At 53.5% G+C, this 19,789-nt stretch carries 17 protein-coding genes; 6 read left to right on the plus strand and 11 right to left on the minus strand.

Translation table 11 applies throughout. The annotated features are described in order from the left end of the window. The first annotated feature begins 233 nt into the window (after window positions 1-233). The 3 genes from mglB (at window position 234) to mglC (ending at window position 3,849) form a co-directional block, all read left to right on the plus strand. Window positions 234-1,229: a galactose/glucose ABC transporter substrate-binding protein MglB gene (gene mglB / locus IB226_RS02175; protein WP_101763715.1), complete on the plus strand. Its 996-nt coding sequence runs from the start codon at window positions 234-236 to the stop codon at window positions 1,227-1,229. 70 nt (window positions 1,230-1,299) lie between these two features. After that, window positions 1,300-2,820 carry a galactose/methyl galactoside ABC transporter ATP-binding protein MglA gene (gene mglA / locus IB226_RS02180; protein WP_110866613.1) on the plus strand — a complete coding sequence of 507 codons (1,521 nt, stop codon included), beginning with the start codon at window positions 1,300-1,302 and terminating at the stop codon, window positions 2,818-2,820. An 18-nt stretch (window positions 2,821-2,838) separates the two neighbouring features. After that, on the plus strand, window positions 2,839-3,849 hold the full coding sequence (mglC, locus tag IB226_RS02185) for a galactose/methyl galactoside ABC transporter permease MglC (RefSeq protein WP_007889502.1): 1,011 nt from the start codon (window positions 2,839-2,841) through the stop codon (window positions 3,847-3,849). Window positions 3,850-3,976: 127 nt separating this feature from the next. On the opposite strand, the gene sanA is transcribed toward mglC, so the two are convergent. The 6 genes from sanA to metG form a co-directional block, all read right to left on the minus strand. Then, window positions 3,977-4,696, minus strand: coding sequence for an outer membrane permeability protein SanA (gene sanA, locus IB226_RS02190; RefSeq protein ID WP_008104952.1), 720 nt, complete (start codon window positions 4,694-4,696; stop codon window positions 3,977-3,979). A gap of 134 nt (window positions 4,697-4,830) precedes the next feature. Then, on the minus strand, window positions 4,831-6,528 hold the full coding sequence (locus IB226_RS02195) for an NAD-dependent malic enzyme (protein ID WP_101763321.1): 1,698 nt from the start codon (window positions 6,526-6,528) through the stop codon (window positions 4,831-4,833). 160 nt (window positions 6,529-6,688) lie between these two features. Then, complete coding sequence (gene cdd / locus IB226_RS02200) at window positions 6,689-7,585, minus strand: cytidine deaminase (protein ID WP_192233340.1); 897 nt, start codon at window positions 7,583-7,585, stop codon at window positions 6,689-6,691. Between the two features lie 124 nt (window positions 7,586-7,709). Then, entirely contained in the window at window positions 7,710-8,402 is a 693-nt protein-coding gene (locus IB226_RS02205; protein WP_101763323.1) for a CidB/LrgB family autolysis modulator, read from the minus strand. Further along, window positions 8,395-8,778 (minus strand): CidA/LrgA family protein, encoded by a 384-nt coding sequence (locus tag IB226_RS02210; protein ID WP_110866616.1) that lies wholly within the window; start codon window positions 8,776-8,778, stop codon window positions 8,395-8,397. The genes IB226_RS02205 and IB226_RS02210 overlap by 8 nt, the downstream gene beginning before the upstream one ends. A 170-nt stretch (window positions 8,779-8,948) precedes the next feature. Next, window positions 8,949-10,982 (minus strand): methionine--tRNA ligase, encoded by a 2,034-nt coding sequence (gene metG, locus IB226_RS02215; protein WP_192233342.1) that lies wholly within the window; start codon window positions 10,980-10,982, stop codon window positions 8,949-8,951. A 161-nt stretch (window positions 10,983-11,143) separates the two neighbouring features. Between metG and apbC the strand changes: the two genes are divergently transcribed. Then, window positions 11,144-12,256: an iron-sulfur cluster carrier protein ApbC gene (gene apbC / locus IB226_RS02220; RefSeq protein ID WP_101763326.1), complete on the plus strand. Its 1,113-nt coding sequence runs from the start codon at window positions 11,144-11,146 to the stop codon at window positions 12,254-12,256. Here apbC and IB226_RS02225 read toward each other — a convergent pair. Beyond that, a complete protein-coding gene (locus tag IB226_RS02225; RefSeq protein WP_137386156.1) occupies window positions 12,253-12,705 on the minus strand; it encodes a GNAT family N-acetyltransferase in 453 nt (150 codons plus the stop codon). The genes apbC and IB226_RS02225 overlap by 4 nt on opposite strands. A 325-nt stretch (window positions 12,706-13,030) precedes the next feature. On the opposite strand from IB226_RS02225, the gene ahpC reads away from it, so the two are divergent. Beyond that, on the plus strand, window positions 13,031-13,594 hold the full coding sequence (gene ahpC / locus IB226_RS02230; RefSeq protein ID WP_101763328.1) for an alkyl hydroperoxide reductase subunit C: 564 nt from the start codon (window positions 13,031-13,033) through the stop codon (window positions 13,592-13,594). A 67-nt stretch (window positions 13,595-13,661) separates the two neighbouring features. Then, the gene (gene ahpF, locus IB226_RS02235; protein ID WP_192233344.1) at window positions 13,662-15,230 is read left to right on the plus strand and encodes an alkyl hydroperoxide reductase subunit F; all 1,569 of its coding nucleotides are present in this window, start codon (window positions 13,662-13,664) and stop codon (window positions 15,228-15,230) included. Window positions 15,231-15,301: 71 nt separating this feature from the next. On the opposite strand, the gene IB226_RS02240 is transcribed toward ahpF, so the two are convergent. The 4 genes from IB226_RS02240 to IB226_RS02255 form a co-directional block, all read right to left on the minus strand. Then, complete coding sequence (locus IB226_RS02240) at window positions 15,302-15,505, minus strand: hypothetical protein (protein ID WP_101763330.1); 204 nt, start codon at window positions 15,503-15,505, stop codon at window positions 15,302-15,304. A 185-nt stretch (window positions 15,506-15,690) separates the two neighbouring features. Continuing rightward, the gene (locus tag IB226_RS02245; RefSeq protein WP_192233346.1) at window positions 15,691-17,556 is read right to left on the minus strand and encodes a GNAT family N-acetyltransferase; all 1,866 of its coding nucleotides are present in this window, start codon (window positions 17,554-17,556) and stop codon (window positions 15,691-15,693) included. Beyond that, complete coding sequence (galE, locus tag IB226_RS02250; RefSeq protein ID WP_192233348.1) at window positions 17,556-18,587, minus strand: UDP-glucose 4-epimerase GalE; 1,032 nt, start codon at window positions 18,585-18,587, stop codon at window positions 17,556-17,558. The genes IB226_RS02245 and galE overlap by 1 nt, the downstream gene beginning before the upstream one ends. A gap of 56 nt (window positions 18,588-18,643) precedes the next feature. After that, window positions 18,644-19,768 carry a sugar efflux transporter gene (locus tag IB226_RS02255; protein ID WP_192233350.1) on the minus strand — a complete coding sequence of 375 codons (1,125 nt, stop codon included), beginning with the start codon at window positions 19,766-19,768 and terminating at the stop codon, window positions 18,644-18,646. Between the last annotated feature and the right edge of the window lie 21 nt (window positions 19,769-19,789).

Genomic DNA, 19,789 nt, shown 5'->3' on the forward strand with positions numbered 1-19,789 from the left:
GACTGAAACATCATGTAACGCCGGGAAATCCTCTTCCCAGCCGGTTTCAGTAGCCGATTGAAATAGTTCACAACACTCTTCAGGAAGCGTTTACCTACAGGGAAGTCAGGATTGCGATGGTGGCCCGGCTTTGCGTTACGCGTCCGCCCATTATCAGGTTTACAACCGACGGCGCTGTTTGCCCGCAGGCAAATAGCGCAATGAAATGCCCTACATAAAAAACCGGAGATACCATGAATAAGAAGGTTTTCACGCTCACAGCACTGGTTGCCAGCATGATGTTTGGTGCAACTGCGCACGCCGCCGATACCCGCATTGGCGTGACCATCTACAAATACGACGACAACTTCATGTCGATGGTGCGTAAGGACATTGAGAAAGAAGCAAAATCATTGGGCGGCATTCAGCTGTTGATGAATGACTCCCAGAACGACCAGTCTAAACAGAACGACCAGATTGACGTGCTGATGGCGAAAGGCGTGAAAGCGCTGGCCATCAACCTGGTGGATCCGGCTGCTGCGGCAGTGGTGATTGATAAAGCGCGTGGCAACGATGTGCCGGTGGTGTTCTTCAACAAAGAACCTAACGCCAAAGTGCTGGCCAGCTACCCGAAAGCGTATTACGTCGGTACCGACTCTAAAGAGTCAGGCATCATCCAGGGTCAGCTGATTGAGAAGCACTGGAAAGCCACGCCAGCCTGGGATCTGAACAAAGACGGTACCATCCAGTTCGTGCTGCTGAAAGGCGAGCCGGGTCATCCGGATGCCGAAGCGCGTACCAAATACGTGATCGATACCCTGAACAAAGACGGCCTAAAAACGCAGCAGCTGGCGATGGATACCGCGATGTGGGATACAGCACAGGCAAAAGACAAAGTTGACGCCTGGCTCTCTGGCCCGAACGCCAACAAAATTGAAGTGATCATCGCTAATAACGATGCGATGGCGATGGGTGCGGTTGAAGCGCTGAAAGCGCACAACAAAACCAGCATTCCGGTGTTTGGTGTCGATGCACTGCCAGAAGCGCTGGCGCTGGTGAAATCAGGCGCGCTGGCCGGTACCGTGTTGAACGATGCGGAAAACCAGGCGAAAGCGACGCTGGATATTGCTAACAATCTGGCCAATGGCAAAGAGCCAACTGCAGGCACTAACTTCAAGATGGACAACAAAATCGTACGTGTTCCTTACGTACCAGTAGATAAAGAAAATCTGTCGCAGTTTGTGAAGTAATTCATCCTGGGCGCGGCATTTCGCCGCGCCTTATTGCATCTGACCAACGCTTTATTTAGCCAGGTAAATTATGGCCAGTGAGAATCCGACCACACAGCGTGAATATCTGCTGGAGATGACGAATGTCTCGAAATCATTTCCAGGGGTTAAAGCCTTAGATAATGTGAATTTAAAAGTGCGGCCGCACTCTGTTCATGCATTAATGGGCGAAAACGGCGCCGGGAAATCTACATTATTAAAATGTCTGTTTGGGATTTATAAAAAGGATACGGGGAGCATCCTGTTTCAGGGTGAGGAAATTGATTATAAGAGCTCCAAAGAAGCGCTGGAAAATGGCGTTTCCATGGTGCATCAGGAATTAAACCTGGTTCTGCAACGCAACGTCATGGATAACATGTGGCTTGGCCGTTATCCACGTAAAGGCGTGTTTGTCGATCAGGATAAAATGTATCGCGATACCAAAGCGATCTTTGATGAATTAGATATTGATATCGATCCGCGCGATAAAGTTGCCACCTTATCGGTGTCGCAGATGCAGATGATCGAAATCGCCAAAGCCTTCTCCTATGATGCCAAAATCGTCATCATGGATGAGCCGACATCATCGCTGACCGAAAAAGAAGTGAACCACTTGTTCACGATTATTCGTAAGCTGAAAGATCGTGGCTGCGGCATTGTGTATATCTCGCACAAGATGGAAGAGATATTCCAGCTGTGTGATGAGATTACCATTTTGCGTGACGGACAGTGGATCGCCACCCAGCCGCTGGAAGGTCTGGACATGGACAAAATCATCTCGATGATGGTTGGCCGTTCATTGAACCAGCGCTTCCCGGACAAAACCAACGTGCCGGGGGAAACCATTCTTGAGGTGCGCCATTTAACCTCACTGCGTCAGCCGTCGATACGTGATATCTCGTTCGATCTGCGTAAAGGTGAAATTCTTGGTATTGCCGGTTTGGTGGGCGCCAAGCGTACCGACATCGTCGAAACCCTGTTTGGCATTCGCGAGAAGTCAGGCGGTACGATTAAGCTGCACGGCAAGAGTATTAATAACCACAGCGCCAACGAAGCCATTAACCACGGCTTTGCGCTGGTGACAGAAGAGCGTCGCTCCACCGGTATTTATGCGTATCTGGATATAGGCTTTAACTCGCTTATCTCCAATATTAAAAAGTATAAATCCAGCATGGGGCTGCTCGATAATAAACGCATGAAAAGCGATACCCAATGGGTCATTGATTCGATGCGCGTGAAAACGCCGGGTCATCATACGCAAATTGGTTCGCTTTCCGGTGGTAACCAACAAAAAGTGATTATTGGTCGCTGGTTATTAACGCAGCCGGAAATATTGATGCTTGATGAACCGACGCGCGGGATTGATGTGGGCGCGAAATTCGAAATCTACCAACTTATTGCCGAGTTGGCGAAGAAAGAGAAGGGCATCATTATTATCTCTTCTGAAATGCCAGAGCTGTTGGGTATTACCGATCGTATTTTAGTGATGAGTAATGGCCAGGTAGCAGGCATTGTTGATACCAAAACGACCTCGCAGAATGAAATCCTGCGTTTAGCGTCATTACACCTTTAATGAAGCAAGGGCTTTAACATGAAAGCGACTACTAAAAAGAATGCGCTAACCTGGTTAAAAGAGGGCGGCATTTACGTTGTCCTGTTTGTACTGCTGGCAATTATTATTTTCCAGGATCCAACCTTCTTAAGTTTAATGAACCTGAGTAATATTCTGACCCAATCTTCGGTGCGTATTATCATCGCACTCGGCGTGGCCGGTTTGATTGTCACCCAGGGTACCGACCTTTCAGCGGGTCGTCAGGTTGGCTTAGCGGCGGTGGTGGCAGCTACGCTGCTGCAGGCGATGGATAACGCCAACAAGGTGTTCCCGCATCTGGATACCGTGCCCATTCCGGTGGTTATCCTGACCGTGTGCATCATCGGCGGTGTGATTGGTCTGGTGAACGGGGTGATTATTGCTTACCTCAAGGTAACGCCATTTATCACCACGTTGGGCACCATGATTATCGTTTACGGTATCAACTCGCTCTATTACGACTTTGTGGGTGCATCGCCAATTGCCGGTTTCGATCCTGGCTTCTCCAAATTTGCCCAAGGCTTCCTGCGTTTTGGTGATTTCAAACTGTCGTTTATCACCTTCTACGCTGTGATTGCCATCGTCTTTGTTTGGGTGCTGTGGAATAAAACTCGCTTTGGTCGCAATATCTTCGCTATCGGTGGTAACCCGGAAGCGGCGAAAGTGTCTGGCGTGAACGTGCCGTTCAACCTGATTCTGGTGTATGCCTTGTCTGGCGTGTTCTACGCGTTCGGCGGGATGCTGGAAGCAGGCCGTATCGGCAGCGCCACCAATAACCTCGGCTTTATGTATGAGCTGGATGCGATTGCGGCTTGTGTGGTCGGCGGCGTGTCGTTTGCCGGGGGCGTGGGTTCGGTGGCGGGCGTGGTGACCGGTGTCATCATCTTCACCGTGATCAACTACGGTTTGACCTACATCGGCGTTAACCCTTACTGGCAGTACATCATCAAGGGCGGCATCATCATCTTCGCCGTGGCGCTGGATTCATTGAAGTACGCACGTAAGAAGTAGTGGATTTCCCCTCACCCCAACCCTCTCCCGCAGGCGGGAGAGGGAGCAGACCGAATTCTGGCTTAAACCTGCACTACACGGTTCCCTCTCCCGCTCGCGGGAGAGGGCCAGGGTCAGGGAGCAAACGTCACTTCTGCAGTTTCTCTTCTAACTCCAAAAGCTGCTCCGGCGTCACCGCCGGATAACTCTGCGCATCTTCCGGCACTTCATGCACCGCAGGAATCGGCACTAATGGGCCAAGGAAGCGCGGCTCGCGCTTCATCAAATACAAATCCGCCAGCGCACCCAAACGCGCACCCACTTCGCGGAAACGCACCGACAACATATTCTTCGGCGACGGCACCGCATAGCACTGCGCCTGAATGCCCAAATGCTGCGCGATATACAGCGCTCGCTCGCAGTGGAAGCGCTGAGTAATGATGATGAAATCGTTGGTATCGAACACTTTACGCGTGCGCACAATCGAATCCAGCGTACGGAAGCCAGCGTAATCCAGCACGATGTCCGACGGCGCGACGCCCGCTTTGATCAAATCGCGGCGCATAGTCATCGGTTCGTTATAGCTTTGCTGCGCATTATCACCGCTCAGCAGCAGGTAATTGACCTTGCCGCTGTTATAGGCGTTCAACGCGCCCTGGATGCGATAGAGGTAATACTGATTGATCACGCCGGTGCGGTAGTACTTCGCCGTGCCCAAGACCACGCCGACCTGACGATGTGGCAACGAGGTGACATCTTCGTATATAAAGGGCGCGGTTTTCCAGCTGATCCAGCGATCCAGGCCGAGCGCGGTCGCCACCATCAGTAAGATGATGAAAAACAGACCAAAGAAAACGCGTTTAATCATGCGCGCGGGCACTCGGTTGGCAGAATTCAGAATGGATAAAGGCTACTTGAGGCGGGCGGGGGAAGCAAGTAAACGCCCGTTGGCTGACGTTTTTTTAAACGTTGCCGGATCTAAATGATCCGGCAACGGATTTATCAGATCGAAGTACGGCGATAGTTACGATACTGCGGCAGCCAGAAGTTGTTGCTGACGGCTTTCGACAACACATCTTCCGAGGTCACCACCGCCACGCCCGCCAGCTGCGCGGCTTTACCCACCTCGATGGCAATCAGCTTGGAAACGCCCTGAATGTCTTTGATCTCCGGCAGAACCGGACCTTCGCCATCGTTAACCAGCGGCGAGCAGTCGGCCAATGCGCGACTGGCGGTCATCAGCATCGAATCCGTCACGCGACTGGCGCCCGCGGCGATAACCCCCAAACCGATGCCAGGGAAGATATAGGAGTTATTGCACTGGGCGATGGGATAGGTTTTCCCTTTCCAGGTGACCGGCGAGAACGGGCTGCCGGTGGCAACCAGCGCGGCGCCGTCAGTCCAGGCGATGATGTCGGCTGGCGTCGCTTCAACGCGTGAAGTCGGGTTCGACAGCGGCATAACAATCGGACGCTTAGTGTGCTTGTGCATCTCGCGAATGATCTCTTCGGTGAACAGGCCAGGTTGGCCAGACACGCCGATCAGAATATCCGGCTTGGCGTTGCGTACCACGTCGAGCAGAGAAATGGAGTCGCTGCTGGTGTCCCAATCTTTCAGGCTGTCACTCTTCTGCACCAGCTTGCTCTGGAAATTGAGCAGGTTCGGCAGCTTGTCGGTGAGCAAACCGAAGCGATCGACCATCATCACGCGGCCACGCGCTTCATCATCGCTCAATCCTTCCGACTTCATCTGCGCGATGATCTGCTCGGCAATACCGCAACCGGCAGAACCGGCACCGAGGAACACCACTTTCTGCTCGCACAGGCGGCTGCCCGCAGCGCGGCTGGCGGCGATGAGGGTGCCGACGGTCACTGCGGCGGTGCCCTGAATATCGTCGTTGAAGCAGCAGATCTCATCGCGATAGCGCTCCAGCAGCGGCATGGCGTTTTTCTGCGCGAAGTCTTCGAACTGCAACAGCACGTTCGGCCAGCGACGATTCACCGCCTGAATGAATTCATTGACGAACTCTTCGTACTCTTCGCCAGTGATACGCGGGTGACGCCAGCCCATATAGAGCGGATCGTTCAGCAACTGCTGGTTGTTGGTACCCACATCCAGCACCACCGGCAAGGTGTAAGCCGGGCTGATGCCGCCACACGCGGTATACAGCGACAGCTTACCGATTGGGATGCCCATGCCGCCGATACCCAAATCACCGAGGCCGAGAATACGTTCGCCATCGGTCACCACGATCACTTTGACATTCTGCTTGGTGGCGTTCTGCAGCATGTCTTCAATGCGGTCGCGATTGTTATAAGAGATGAATACGCCACGCGCGCGACGGTAGATTTCAGAGAAGTGTTCACAGGCGGCGCCGACCGTTGGGGTGTAGATAATCGGCATCATCTCTTCGAGATGATTGTCGAGCAGGCGGTAGAACAGGGTTTCGTTGGTGTCCTGGATATTGCGCAGATAGACATGCTTGTCGTTGTTGTTTTTAAAATCCAGGAACTGGCGCCAGGCACGTTCCGCCTGCTCTTCGATGGTTTCTACCGCTTCGGGTAGCAGGCCGTTGAGGTTAAATTCGTTACGTTCTTCGAGGGTGAAGGCGCTGCCTTTATTCAACAGCGGAAATTCCAGCAGGATCGGACCCGCATAAGGAATATACAGCGGGCGTTTACTTTCGTAGTCGAGTTCCATGCAGTGCTTGCTCCGGTTGCAGTGTTTTCTGACGTATCGCCGGGAAAAGGTAACGCCAGTCCATCTTGAAGTGAAGAGGTTCTGGCGCCCGATCCTATGAAAATTCCTGCAGATGTACAGCTTTTGTTAACAGGAGGTCACAAAAGCGGTAAAAGGATCACTAAACTGATGTTTTCGAAACTAAAGTAAGTGAGAAATCCTCACATCCTAACGCCTTAAGCGTCGCGCGGGTCGCGTCAAGCTGACTCAGCGTGCTGTCCTGACATTCCGCCAAAACCGCTTGCTGAATTGTCTCCAGTGCTTCGTTGCTCATGTTCATCAAAATCAGTGCAGCCTGCAGCGGCGGCAAGCTGGGGTTAAAGGCGGCGTTTTCCGCATAGCGACCGGTGAAGACCTTGCCGCTCTGGCTGCGCAGCGCCACGCCGCTGTAACTCTGGCTGTAAGGCGCGTGACTGTTATTGGCGGCGGCAATGGCGGCCTGTTGCAATGCATCGCCCGCAACCGCAAAACCATGATCGACCGGCGTCAGCAGACGTTCGGTGATGTTCAGATCGGCAGGGCCAAACGCATCCGGCAGGTAGTCGCCCAGCGTGCTAACCGCACGTCCCGGCAGGCTGATGCGAATCGCTGTGCCGCTGTTCAGCTCGTTCATAAACTGACGGCAATGTCCGCACGGCGTGTAGTTGACGGTAATCGCCGCCAGCTTCTCTTCACCGCGCAGCCAGGCGTGCGTAATCGCGCTCTGCTCGGCGTGCACCGTCTGCTGCAGCGGGGTATGCAGGAACTCCATGTTGGCGCCGAAGTACCAATGGCCGCTGACGCCGCGGGAAATCGCGCCGACATTAAAGTGAGACACCGTTGCCACGGCGCAGCTCGCCGCCAGCGGCAGCAGTTCCAGCGCCAGCGCATCTTCATCCAGTCCGGTAAGCTGTTTCAGTTGCGCGACATCCTGCGGACGCAATACGCCATGGAAATCCGGCGCATCCAGCAGCGGCTGAATCGCAGCTTGCAGCGCAGCGGGCAGGGCAGAAAAAGCAGTTAGGAATCGTGAATGCATGATGGGATGACCTCAGTTACGCGTTAGCGGCGATGCGCCGCCTGACGTTTTATATGTGATCCAAGTCGCTCTGACAATGCAAGCTGATTGGGTTGTTTCAACTTTGCGAGATCTCTCGCAAGTTTTAGCCCCACCAATGCATTAATAGCGGAAAAAGCAGCGGCGCCAGTAACGAGGTGATGATGCCGCAAATCACCAGCGCAAGGGAGCTGAACGCGCCTTCCTGATAATCGATCTCGGCTGCGCGCGCGGTACCTAACGCGTGCGATGCGTTACCAATTGCTAACCCGCGCGAGGATTTGTTTTTCACCTTAAACAGATTGAGCAGCATATGGCCAAACACCGCACCCAGCACGCCGGCGATAAGTACGCAGATGGCGCTGATGGCAGGAATACCGTGCAGCGATGCGGAGACCGCCATCGCAATCGGCGTGGTAACGGATTTCGGCATAATGGTGGCGGCGATTTCCGGCGTTGCGCCCATCCACAGCGCAATCGCGGTGCCCGATACCATTGCCGTGATGCTGCCGATGAAGCAGACGCTGATGATGGTTTTCCAGCGCGCGCGAATCTGATGCATCTGCTCATACAGCGGCAACGCCAGCGCTACGACTGCCGGTTGCAGCAACTGATTGAGCAGGCTGCTGCCGGCAAAATAGCGCGTGTAAGGCAGGTGAGTCAGCAGCAGAATCGGAATGACAATCGCCATCGCCACTAACAATGGATTAACGATGGAGATATTGATTTTCGCCGCCAGTTTACGCGCCAGAAAATAGGCGATCACCGTCAGCGGCAGCGACCACCATGCATCACTCATTCGGCTTCTCCTGCGGGCGCTGCAGGCGCTCTGCGCTGAGCCCGACAATCAGCAGCACCATAAAAGTACTGACAATGCATGACACCACAATCGGCCCAAACTGCGCGGTGAGGATATCGGTATAGCCCATTACACCAACGCTAATCGGCACAAACAGCAGTGCCATATAGCGAATCAGTAAATGGCATCCGGGTTTCACCCACTCAACCGGCATGATTTGCAGACCCAGCAGCAGGAATAGCAGCAGCATGCCGATGATGCTGCCGGGAATGGTTATTGGGAGCAGGGCAGAAATCCCCATTCCAGCGTAAAGCGCCGCATAGATGATGACGAAGGCGCGCACATAGCGCCAACAAGCAGTGAGAACGGCAGGCATGTCAGGCTCCTGTTTTCGTAGCGCTTTATCATACGCATTAAGCGATTAGCGTGCTAGCGATCACAGTACTGTCTGACCTGGTCGCCATAAATGGCGACCCTACAAAAAACGCGTCAATCCTTTGTAGGATCAACAGGTACAAAAAAGCCGCCCTGAGGCGGCTTGTTAGCTTACTTAACCGGCATGCCCGGTACTGCGCCGCTATCAACCGACAGCACAAACAGGTCTTTGCCGCCTGGACCCGCTGACAGCACCATACCTTCGGAAATACCGAAGCGCATTTTACGCGGCGCGAGGTTGGCGACGATGATGGTCATCTTGCCGACCAGCACCGACGGATCCGGATACGCAGCGCGAATGCCAGAGAAAATCTGACGCTTCTCGCCCCCCAAATCCAGCTCCAGACGCAGCAGCTTGTCAGAACCCTCAACCAGCTCCGCTTTCTCGATCAGCGCCACGCGCATATCGACCTTGGCAAAATCATCAATGGTGATGGTGTCGCCAATCGGCGCATCAGCCAGCGGACCGGTTGCTGCAGGCTTATTCGCCGCCGCCGCATCTTCTTTCGAGGCCTCAATCAGCGCGTCAACTTTGGTCATTTCGATACGGCCATACAGCGCTTTGAACGGCGCTACTTCATGATCCAGCAGCGGTTGGGTAATTGCATCCCAGCTCAGTTCGCTCTTCAGGAAGGCTTCGGCACGCTCGCTCAAAGATGGCAGCACTGGCTTCAGCCAGGTCATCAAGACGCGGAACAGGTTAATGCCCATGGAGCAAATCGCCTGCAGGTCGGCATCGCGGCCTTCTTGCTTTGCTAACACCCAAGGTGCCTGCTCATCGACATAGCGGTTGGCCAGATCGGCCAGCGCCATGATTTCACGGATCGCGCGGTTATATTCGCGGCTGGCCCAGGCTTCGCCAATCTTCTCTGAGGCCGCCACAAAGGTTTGATACAACGCGGGATCGGCCAGTTCACTCGCCAGTTTGCCGCCAAAGCGTTTGGTCAGGAAGCCGGCATTACGTGACGCCAGGTTCACCACTTTGTTCACCACGTCTGCGTTCACGCGCTGCACGAAATCTTCCAGATTCAGGTCGATGTCGTCGATGCGTGAAGAGAGCTTGGCTGCGTAGTAATAGCGCAGGCTATCGGCATCCAGATGCTGCAACCAGGTGCTGGCTTTAATAAAGGTGCCGCGCGATTTAGACATCTTCGCGCCGTTCACCGTCACATAACCGTGTACGAACAGATTGGTTGGCTTGCGGAAGTTGCTGCCTTCCAGCATCGCTGGCCAGAACAGGCTGTGGAAATAGACGATGTCTTTACCGATGAAGTGATACAGCTCAGTAGTGGAATCTTTCTTCCAGAACTCGTCGAAATCGATATCGCCGCGTTTGTCGCACAGGTTTTTGAATGAACCCATGTAACCGATTGGCGCATCCAGCCAGACGTAGAAGTATTTGCCCGGCGCGCCAGGGATTTCGAAGCCGAAGTAAGGCGCATCGCGGGAGATATCCCACTGCTGCAAGCCAGACTCGAACCACTCTTGCATCTTGTTAGCCACCTGCTCTTGCAGTGCGCCTGAACGCGTCCACGCCTGCAGCATCGCGCTGAAAGAGGGCAGATCAAAGAAGAAGTGCTCGGAATCGCGCAGCACCGGCGTCGCGCCAGAGACCACCGATTTCGGGTCGATCAGCTCGGTTGGGCTGTAGGTTGCGCTACACACTTCGCAGTTATCGCCATATTGATCCGGTGACTTACATTTCGGGCAGGTGCCTTTGACGAAACGGTCCGGCAGGAACATGCCTTTCTCAGGATCGTACAGCTGCGAAATGGTGCGGTTCTTAATGAAGCCGTTCTCTTTCAGGCGGCCATAAATCAGCTCGGACAGCTGACGGTTTTCGTCACCGTGCGTCGAGTGATAGTTGTCGTAGCTGATATTGAAGCCAGCAAAATCCGTTTCGTGCTCCTGTTTCATCTCCGCGATCATCTGCTCCGGCGCGATGCCAAGCTGCTGAGCTTTCAGCATGATAGGCGTGCCGTGAGCGTCGTCTGCACAGATAAAGTGAACCTGGTTGCCACGCATTCGCTGGTAACGGACCCAAATGTCAGCCTGAATGTGTTCAAGCATGTGACCGAGATGGATTGAACCGTTTGCGTACGGCAGTGCGCACGTTACCAGAATTTTTTTAGCGACTTGAGTCATTTTTGCGTAGCGTTCCGTTGAAGAAAAATCGGTGTTAGATGTTAACCGAAGCACCCTCTGGCGTAAACACAGCTGGACATCCACGTCACTTTTAGCGCCTATCTGATATTATTGAACAGACACCGCCGCAATCTGGCGTGATGAATAAACAAGGAGAGGGGATGACTTCACAATCCCAGCAACATCATTCACCTGAGGCGCTGCGAGCATTGGTTATTGGCGTGTTGAGTGACTTTGAACATCCGACGCTGCAACATAACCTGACCACGCTGAAAGCCCTGCGCCATGTCGCGCTGCTGGATGACAAGCTGCATATCGAGCTGGTGATGCCATTCGCGTGGGCCAGCGCTTTTGAAGAGCTGAAAGCGCAAACCAGCGCCGAACTGCTGCGCCTGACGGACGCCAGCGCCATTGACTGGCGACTGCGCCACGACATCGCCACGCTGAAGCGGGTGAAAAACCATCCGGGCGCAACCGGTGTGAAGAACATCATCGCCGTGAGTTCTGGCAAAGGTGGCGTGGGCAAATCCAGCACCGCTGTGAACATGGCGCTGGCGCTGATCGCCGAAGGGGCGCGCGTGGGGATTCTCGATGCGGATATTTACGGTCCGTCGATCCCTAACATGCTCGGCACCGAAAATCAGCGTCCCACCTCGCCGGATGGCACGCACATGGCACCGATTATGGCGCACGGCCTGGCAACCAATTCGATTGGTTATCTGGTCACCGACGACAACGCCATGGTGTGGCGCGGTCCAATGGCCAGCAAAGCCCTGATGCAGTTGCTCAACGAAACCCTGTGGCCGGATCTCGATTATCTGATCCTCGATATGCCGCCAGGTACCGGCGATATTCAGCTGACGCTGGCGCAAAACGTGCCGGTGACCGGCGCGCTGGTGGTCACCACGCCGCAGGACATCGCCTTGATTGACGCGCGTAAAGGGATGGTGATGTTCGAGAAAGTCAGCGTGCCGGTGCTGGGCGTGATCGAGAATATGAGCATGCACATTTGTAGCCAATGCGGACATCATGAGCCGATTTTCGGCACCGGCGGTGCGCAGAAGCTAGTGGAAGATTACAGCACCCGTTTGCTGGCCCAGTTGCCGCTGCACATTACGCTGCGTGAAGATCTGGATGATGGCGAACCGACCGTGGTGCGCCGTCCGGAAAGTGATTTCACCGCGCTCTACCGCCAGCTGGCGGGTCGCGTTGCGGCGCAGCTCTATTGGCAGGGAGAAATTATCCCTGGCGATATCGCGTTCCGCGCCGTTTAACGGCGTCCATTTCCGCTGGTGCGCGTCGCCAGCGGAAAATGCATCAGCACATATTTTCCCTGCTCGCTCTCGCCAACCGCTTCGCGCCGCCAGCCGTGTTTGAGATAGAAATCCATCGCCGCCTGATTCTGTTGCAGGCATTTCAAGGCGCCCGTCGAGCTAAATCGCGATTGCACTTTTTCTAACAGCGCGCTGCCCACGCCTTGTCCCTGCGCATCGGGGTCGACATACAGGCTATGCAGGAAGTTGTCATTATCCAGCACCGCCGCAAACCCTACGCGATGCCCATTCAGTTCAGCGACCAGCACGGTTTCGCCCAAAATCACCGCATCGAAATCTTCTAACTGCCAATCATCGCCATCCAGCCACGTCCAGTTATGGCGTCGCGCGGCAAGATACAGCGTGCGCAGAAAAGGCCGATCGGCTTCGTCAAAAAAACGTATATGCACCTGAGAGCTCCATTATGTGAGATGCGCAGAGGCCGTAGCGGCGCAATTTATTGCGCACAATTGACGATTGTTCCGTCTGAATGACGCGCGATAAATCGCGCCGCTACAAATCCGTGCGATAACGCAGCTTAAACTAGCAGTTTCACCGCAAAAAGATAAAGCCTGACAGAACCGCGCCCTTTTTGTGTAGAATGCCTCCGCGAGCCGCATGAAATCAGGTGTCGGCGCTTTGATAGCTTTTGGTTATCTGATTGATAACGTCTGCATATTAGAAGTTGGCCCGAAAATTCTGTAGCCTGCATCACATCTTTTAACGGAGGTCACCATGTCCATCATTAATACCAAGATCAAACCATTTAAAAACGCAGCGTTCAAAAACGGCGAATTCATCGAAGTCACCGAGAAAGACGTTGAAGGTAAATGGAGTGTTTTCTTCTTCTACCCGGCTGACTTCACCTTCGTATGCCCAACCGAACTGGGTGACGTTGCAGACCATCACGAAGAGTTCCAGAAACTGGGTGTAGATATCTACTCTGTTTCTACTGACACGCACTTTACCCACAAAGCCTGGCACGGTTCTTCTGACACCATCGCGAAAATCAAATACGCAATGATCGGTGACCCAACTGGCGCGCTGACCCGTAACTTCGAAATCATGCGCGAAGACGAAGGTCTGGCAGACCGCGGTACCTTCATCGTTGACCCGCAAGGCATCATCCAGGCGATCGAAATCACTGCAGAAGGCATTGGCCGTGACGCATCTGACCTGATTCGTAAAGTGAAAGCCGCTCAGTACGTTGCTTCTCACCCAGGTGAAGTTTGCCCGGCAAAATGGAAAGAAGGCGAAGCAACTCTGGCTCCATCACTGGACCTGGTTGGCAAAATCTAAGTTAGCTGCCATTCGATCTTTCTCTATCGGGTGCTACGGCACCCGATTTTCATGACAGGAACTCACTATGCTCGACACCAATTTAAAATCCCAACTCAAGGCTTACCTTGAGAAACTAACGAAACCGGTTGAGTTGATTGCCACATTGGATGATGGCGCCAAATCGGCAGAGATTCGCTCTCTGTTGGCCGATATCGCGGGCTTGTCAGATAAAGTCAGCTTCCGCGAAGAGAACGATCGTCCGGTGCGTAAACCCTCTTTCCTGATCACTAACCCAGGCAGCCAGAGCGGTCCGCGTTTTGCCGGTTCGCCAATGGGCCACGAATTTACTTCACTGGTTTTAGCCTTGCTGCAAACCGGTGGACACCCTTCGAAAGAAGCGCAGAGCCTGCTGGATCAGGTTGTGGCTTTGGAAGGCGACTTCCACTTCGAAACCTATTACTCACTGTCGTGCCACAACTGTCCTGACGTGGTACAGGCGCTGAACCTGATGGCGGTGCTGAACCCGCGTATCAGCCATACCGCGATTGACGGCGGTATGTTCCAGAACGAAATCACCGAGCGCAACGTGATGGGCGTGCCGGCGGTATTCCTCAACGGTAAAGAGTTCGGTCAGGGCCGTCTGAGCCTGGCGGAAATCGTCGGTAAAGTGGACACCAACGCCGACAAGCGTGCGGCTGAAGAGCTGAACAAACGTGAAGCCTACGAAGTACTGATCGTCGGCAGCGGCCCGGCGGGCGCAGCAGCGGCCATCTACTCTGCACGTAAAGGCATCCGTACTGGCCTGATGGGCGAGCGTTTCGGTGGTCAGGTGCTGGACACCGTAGACATTGAAAACTACATCTCCGTACCGAAAACCGAAGGCGCGAAGCTGGCCGGTTCTCTGCGTGCCCACGTTGATGATTACGATGTTGATGTGATTGACACCCAGAGCGCCATCAAGCTGATTCCGGCGGCGAAAGAGGGCGGTCTGCACGCAATTGAAACCGCATCTGGCGCAGTACTGAAATCCCGCAGCATCATCATTGCTACCGGCGCACGCTGGCGCAACATGGGCGTACCTGGCGAAGAGCAGTATCGCACCAAGGGCGTAACCTATTGCCCGCACTGCGACGGCCCGCTGTTTAAAGGCAAACGCACCGCGGTGATCGGCGGCGGTAACTCAGGCGTTGAAGCGGCAATCGATTTGGCCGGTATTGTTGAGCACGTGACGCTGCTGGAATTTGCCAGCGAAATGCGCGCCGACAAAGTGCTGCAGGACAAACTGCGCAGCCTGAAAAACGTCGATGTGATTCTGAACGCACAGACCACCGAAGTGAAAGGCGACGGCAGCAAAGTCACCAGCCTGACCTACATTGACCGTAACAACCAGAGCAGCCACGAAATCGCGCTGAGCGGCATCTTCGTGCAGATTGGTTTGCTGCCGAACACCACCTTCCTGGAAGGTGCGGTTGAGCGCAACAAGATGGGCGAAATCATCATCGATGCCAAGTGCGAAACCAGCCTGAAAGGCGTGTTTGCCGCAGGCGACTGCACCACGGTGCCGTACAAGCAGATCATCATCGCCAGCGGTGAAGGCGCGAAAGCCTCACTCAGCGCCTTTGATTATCTGATTCGCACCAAACCGGCTGAATAAGTTTTGCGATAGCCACGCAATAGCCCTGCAACGCATGTTGCGGGGCTTTTTTTTATTTGAAAAAACAATGATTAGCCTAACCAGCGTATGGCTTGCGCATCGCTAATATCGCGGTAATAGATTTTATGCAGCCGTTCGCCACAGCCTTTACATTGTGCTTCAACATGAGTTGAGAAGTAGGCTCGCCCGGTGGGAGAAATAGCGCCTTTGCGGGAAATACGGATGTTGTGCCATTTGTGTGCATGCGGAATAAAGCTGAAGAATTTTAATTTCATTATCGCTACCGGAATGGAGTGGGCGGTGTTTATCTTCAAATCCGGAGCGCAATTAGGCCCGTTTTCTGGCGTAATAAATTTGATAAGTATCAAGGTGATTAAAACTTTGCTTATTTCACCGCGCTTCTGTTGCTTCCGGTGCGAATATAAATAGATTCGCACCGGATTATTTGATCGCGGAAGGATTACAGCATTAGCGCCATAAACAAGATTTCATCACTAAACCGTGCAACCTCCTGTTTCATACTGCTCACCACCTTAAAACCTTTCTTGCGATAGATCATAGCTGCCGGGTTCGATTGCCAGACGCATAAGGTGATGCGGCGCATTTTTTGCTGTTTGGCTTGATCCTTAAGCTTTGACAAAATTTGATTGAAATAGCCTTTTCCCTGTTCCTCTGGCTGCAGCGCCACGCTGCAAATGAAGAAATCGTCCGGCTGGCGATGCTGATTCACGAAACTGTCGTAAGCCACATCCAGTGGAAAAACCTCCTGACGATAGCCATATTGCACCTTGATGTGATCGTAATCCTGAATCGGCGCAGCGTTAACGAAACCCACCATTTTTCCCTGCGGATTATAAATCACGGCAATCTGTTGCAGGAAAGGCTGGATATTTTGCCGCTGCTGTAGGGTGGTTATATCAGTGGCATAAATATTATCGACCGAGCAGTATTCCAGATAGCTGGTGGTGAAAATTAATTTCGCCATCGCGAGCTGTTCATGCTTGTCTGTAATACTTCCCGGTTTGAAGCTCAGCGGCGACGCTTTCTGACCATGAATCGGCTGCCAGAAATCACCTGCTTTTATGTTCCTGGCGTTAAGCGCAATTAAAAAATTGCTGAATAACGCATTCACTTTATCCAGTTGCGGATCCTGAGAGAGCACGCCGTAATAGTGATAATAGGGAATTTCAGCGCGCAGCTGCGGCGCATAAGCAATTTGCAGGATATCGCATTCAGAAAGCAAAGGTACCAGTTCACCCAACTGCAGAGGATCGCTTAATTGCCAGTCGCGTTGTGCTAGCTGAGTAATCGTATGCTGATAATGCTGCTGCTCTTCACCACTCAGCGGGCGACGTTCACCGCTGAGAATATCCTCCGTCAGGCGCATGCCTTTAATCCCGCTCACGCGATGCTGCTGAACATCAAAACCCCATACGGCAAACCGGCTGAAATCCTGATGGCTGAGCTGCGTGACCTGCAATTGCTCGCACCATAACTGGTAAAAAGGTTCGAAGATGGCGCGTTCGCTTTCCGGCGTTTTTGCTGGAATTGGCTGAGGCCAGCCGCGATACACCGCACAGAGCCGCCGTTGTAAGTTCTGCAACACCGGATTGTTTTGATGACTGATGATCATGCCGGTTTCATCGGTGAAGAGATTCAGCCAATTTATTTGCTGCTGTTCTGCCGTAAAATCAGGCAGTTCAGGATGACAGAGAAACAGCGTCGCAGGCTGAGCGGGAAGTGTATCGGCATCCATATAAACGCCGCCGCACCGATTGAGAATCGCCAGGCGGAAGAAGTCAGAGAGCGTAGCGTAATAGCGCTTATCATGCAGTTGCTGCAGCACATCGATCAGGGCGCCATCAAATGACTGCATCAGTGCGCTCAGGCTGTTGACCTGCACCAGCGCATCAGGCAGAAACAGCGTGCCAGCATGAAAGGGGCTGTTTCCCTGCTGAGCGACGAAGCGATCCTCTGCCGCCAGCTGCTGTGCATTCCACACCCATAGCGTTTGCCGGAAATCACTGCGACTGGCTTCTATCGCGCGTTGCCATTGGGCAATGGTGCGGTTGACGTTGAGTGGTGATGCTCCGCCGAGCCAGACGCGATGGAGCGTGCATTCATTACCTGTCAGTCGGCTGGTGGGCACCGCGAACATCGAAGAGAGTTCCGCAACGCACACCTCGTGCGGCTGATGTTCCACTTGCCACTGTTTAAACTGCCGTAATGCTTGTTGCCAGTCTGCTGTCGCGGGATAGGTAAAGCGCTTTTTAAGCGCGGCGAGTTGGCGTTCGTAGTGAGGTAAAAACGTTTCGCGCGTCATCATCAGATTTCGCTCCCGGCTGGTTGAGCAACATAGCCTTGCGGATTCTGCGTATGCCAGCGCCATGCGTCGCGCAGCATGTCTTCGAGGCCGCGAGTTGCTTGCCAGCCCAGTTCTTTTTTCGCCTGACCGGGATCGGATAAGCAGATGGCGACATCGCCGGGACGACGCGGGCGCATATCGAGCGGCACGCGTCGGCCGCTCACCTGTTCAAACATCTGCACGATTTCCAGCACCGAGTAGCCTTGTCCGGTACCCAGGTTGTAATGGCGATAGCCCGGTTTGAGATGATTTAGCGCCTGAATATGACCTTCGGCTAAATCCATCACGTGGATGTAGTCGCGCACGCCGGTGCCGTCGGGCGTTGCATAGTCATCACCAAATACCGGCAGATGGCTTCTTAGTCCATTGGCAACCTGAAACAGATAGGGCAGTAAATTGTTGGGAATCCCTGCAGGATGTTCACCAATCTGGCCGGAGGGATGCGCGCCGGCGGGATTGAAATAGCGCAGTGCGGTAATGGCTAACTCAGGTTGTGCATCAACCACTTCACCCATGATCTTCTCCACCATGTATTTGGAGGCGCCATAAGGATTGGTGGTATTGCCGGTATCACAGTTCTCACACAGCGGAATCTTTACCGGAATGCCATAAACCGTGGCGGATGAGCTGAAAATAAGTTTTTTCACCTGATGCTGCTTCATGGTTTCCAGCAGCATTAGCGTTCCGGCAATATTGTTTTGATAATACTTCACCGGTTTCTGCAGCGATTCATTTACCGATTTCAGCCCAGCCATATGAATAACCGCATCAATCGGCTGATGGCTAAATACCAGATTTAGATCGGCGCGGCGGCGAATATCGCCCTGATGAAACGTCATTTTCTTTCCGCTTAACGCTTCGACACGCGTTAAGGCCAGCGGTGAGCTATTACACAAATTATCCAGCACGATTACACGATGGTTTTTCTGCAGCAGGCTAAGGGCAATGTGTGAGCCAATATAGCCCGCACCGCCAGTAATTAAGACATTCATTTACGTACACTCCATGTGTTTTGTTGCGCGCAGCGGTGCGCGACGAATGAGGGTGTTTAAACATTGTCGACCTTTGTTATCAGTAGTAATGACATCACCAACAGCACACAGGCTGCCGGCCAGATGGCCAGCGGTGAGACGGTGGTGATAATTCCCTGTAAAACGCCAGCCAGCAGCACGCCGATGGACATCGAATTGGTATACAGCGTGGCCGCCATTCCCTGACGATGTTGCAGTAAATCCTGAAACCAGAACATGCCAACGGTAGCGATGATAGCGATGAAAATGGCATTGAAAATTTGCAGTAACATCAGTGGGATAAAACTTTGACTGAAGTAAATTCCCACATAAAACATCATGCCGCACAGCATGGCTGCCTGCATTTGCGTTTTCTTACCCCAGCGTTTGAGCATGCTGGCGCTGAGCAGCATGATCGGTATTTCCAGCGCCGCGGCGAGGCCAAAAAGCACGCCACTCCAGTCGGCAGACAAGGTTGGCTGCTCTGCCAGATGCAAAGGAAACGCAATCAGATAGAGTGCGCTGCAGCTCCATACCAGCAAGGTGGCAAACATCAGTAAGCAAAGGTTTCGCCCCAGCGGCTGCCGGTCCGGTTGCTTTGCAGGAGTAGCGCTTGCCAGCCGCTCGCCAGGCGGCAAGGTGACAGCCAGCAGCGTCACGCTCAGTAACAGCACGAACATGACGGCATACAGCCAGGTGAAGCCGGCCAACTGAACAATCCAGAATGCCAGCGGTGGGCCGAATACCCACGCCAGCGAAAATTGCGCGCGTAAAATGGCGCTGAAAGCATTGTCACTGCGGGTTTGCCGTGCCAGCGCGAACAGTTGCGGTATCGCCGCACTGCCGCAAGCATTGAGCAGCGAACCGAGCGAAATTAACAGCAGATAATCGCGGCAGAAGATAAACAGCAGCGCATTGAGCGCCTGTGCGAATAAGCACAAGAGCAGTAGCGGGCGACGCTGCGTGACACGATCTGAATAACGGGCAATCAGTAAGCTCATCGCAATACTGCTGAGCGCATTAACGCTGAAGAAGGCGCCGATTTTCCAGGCTGCCACGTTAAGTTCACTGGCTAGAAATAAGCTGAGCGTCGGAATGAACAGGGCGCCGCTTAAACCGGCACCCAGCGCAACAACATAAAAAGAGAAGGTTGAGTGTTTCATCGACATCCTTGTCAGTGTTCG

The organism is Pantoea sp. PNT03 (assembly GCF_014852515.1).
In the GTDB taxonomy this organism is placed as follows: domain Bacteria; phylum Pseudomonadota; class Gammaproteobacteria; order Enterobacterales; family Enterobacteriaceae; genus Pantoea; species Pantoea leporis.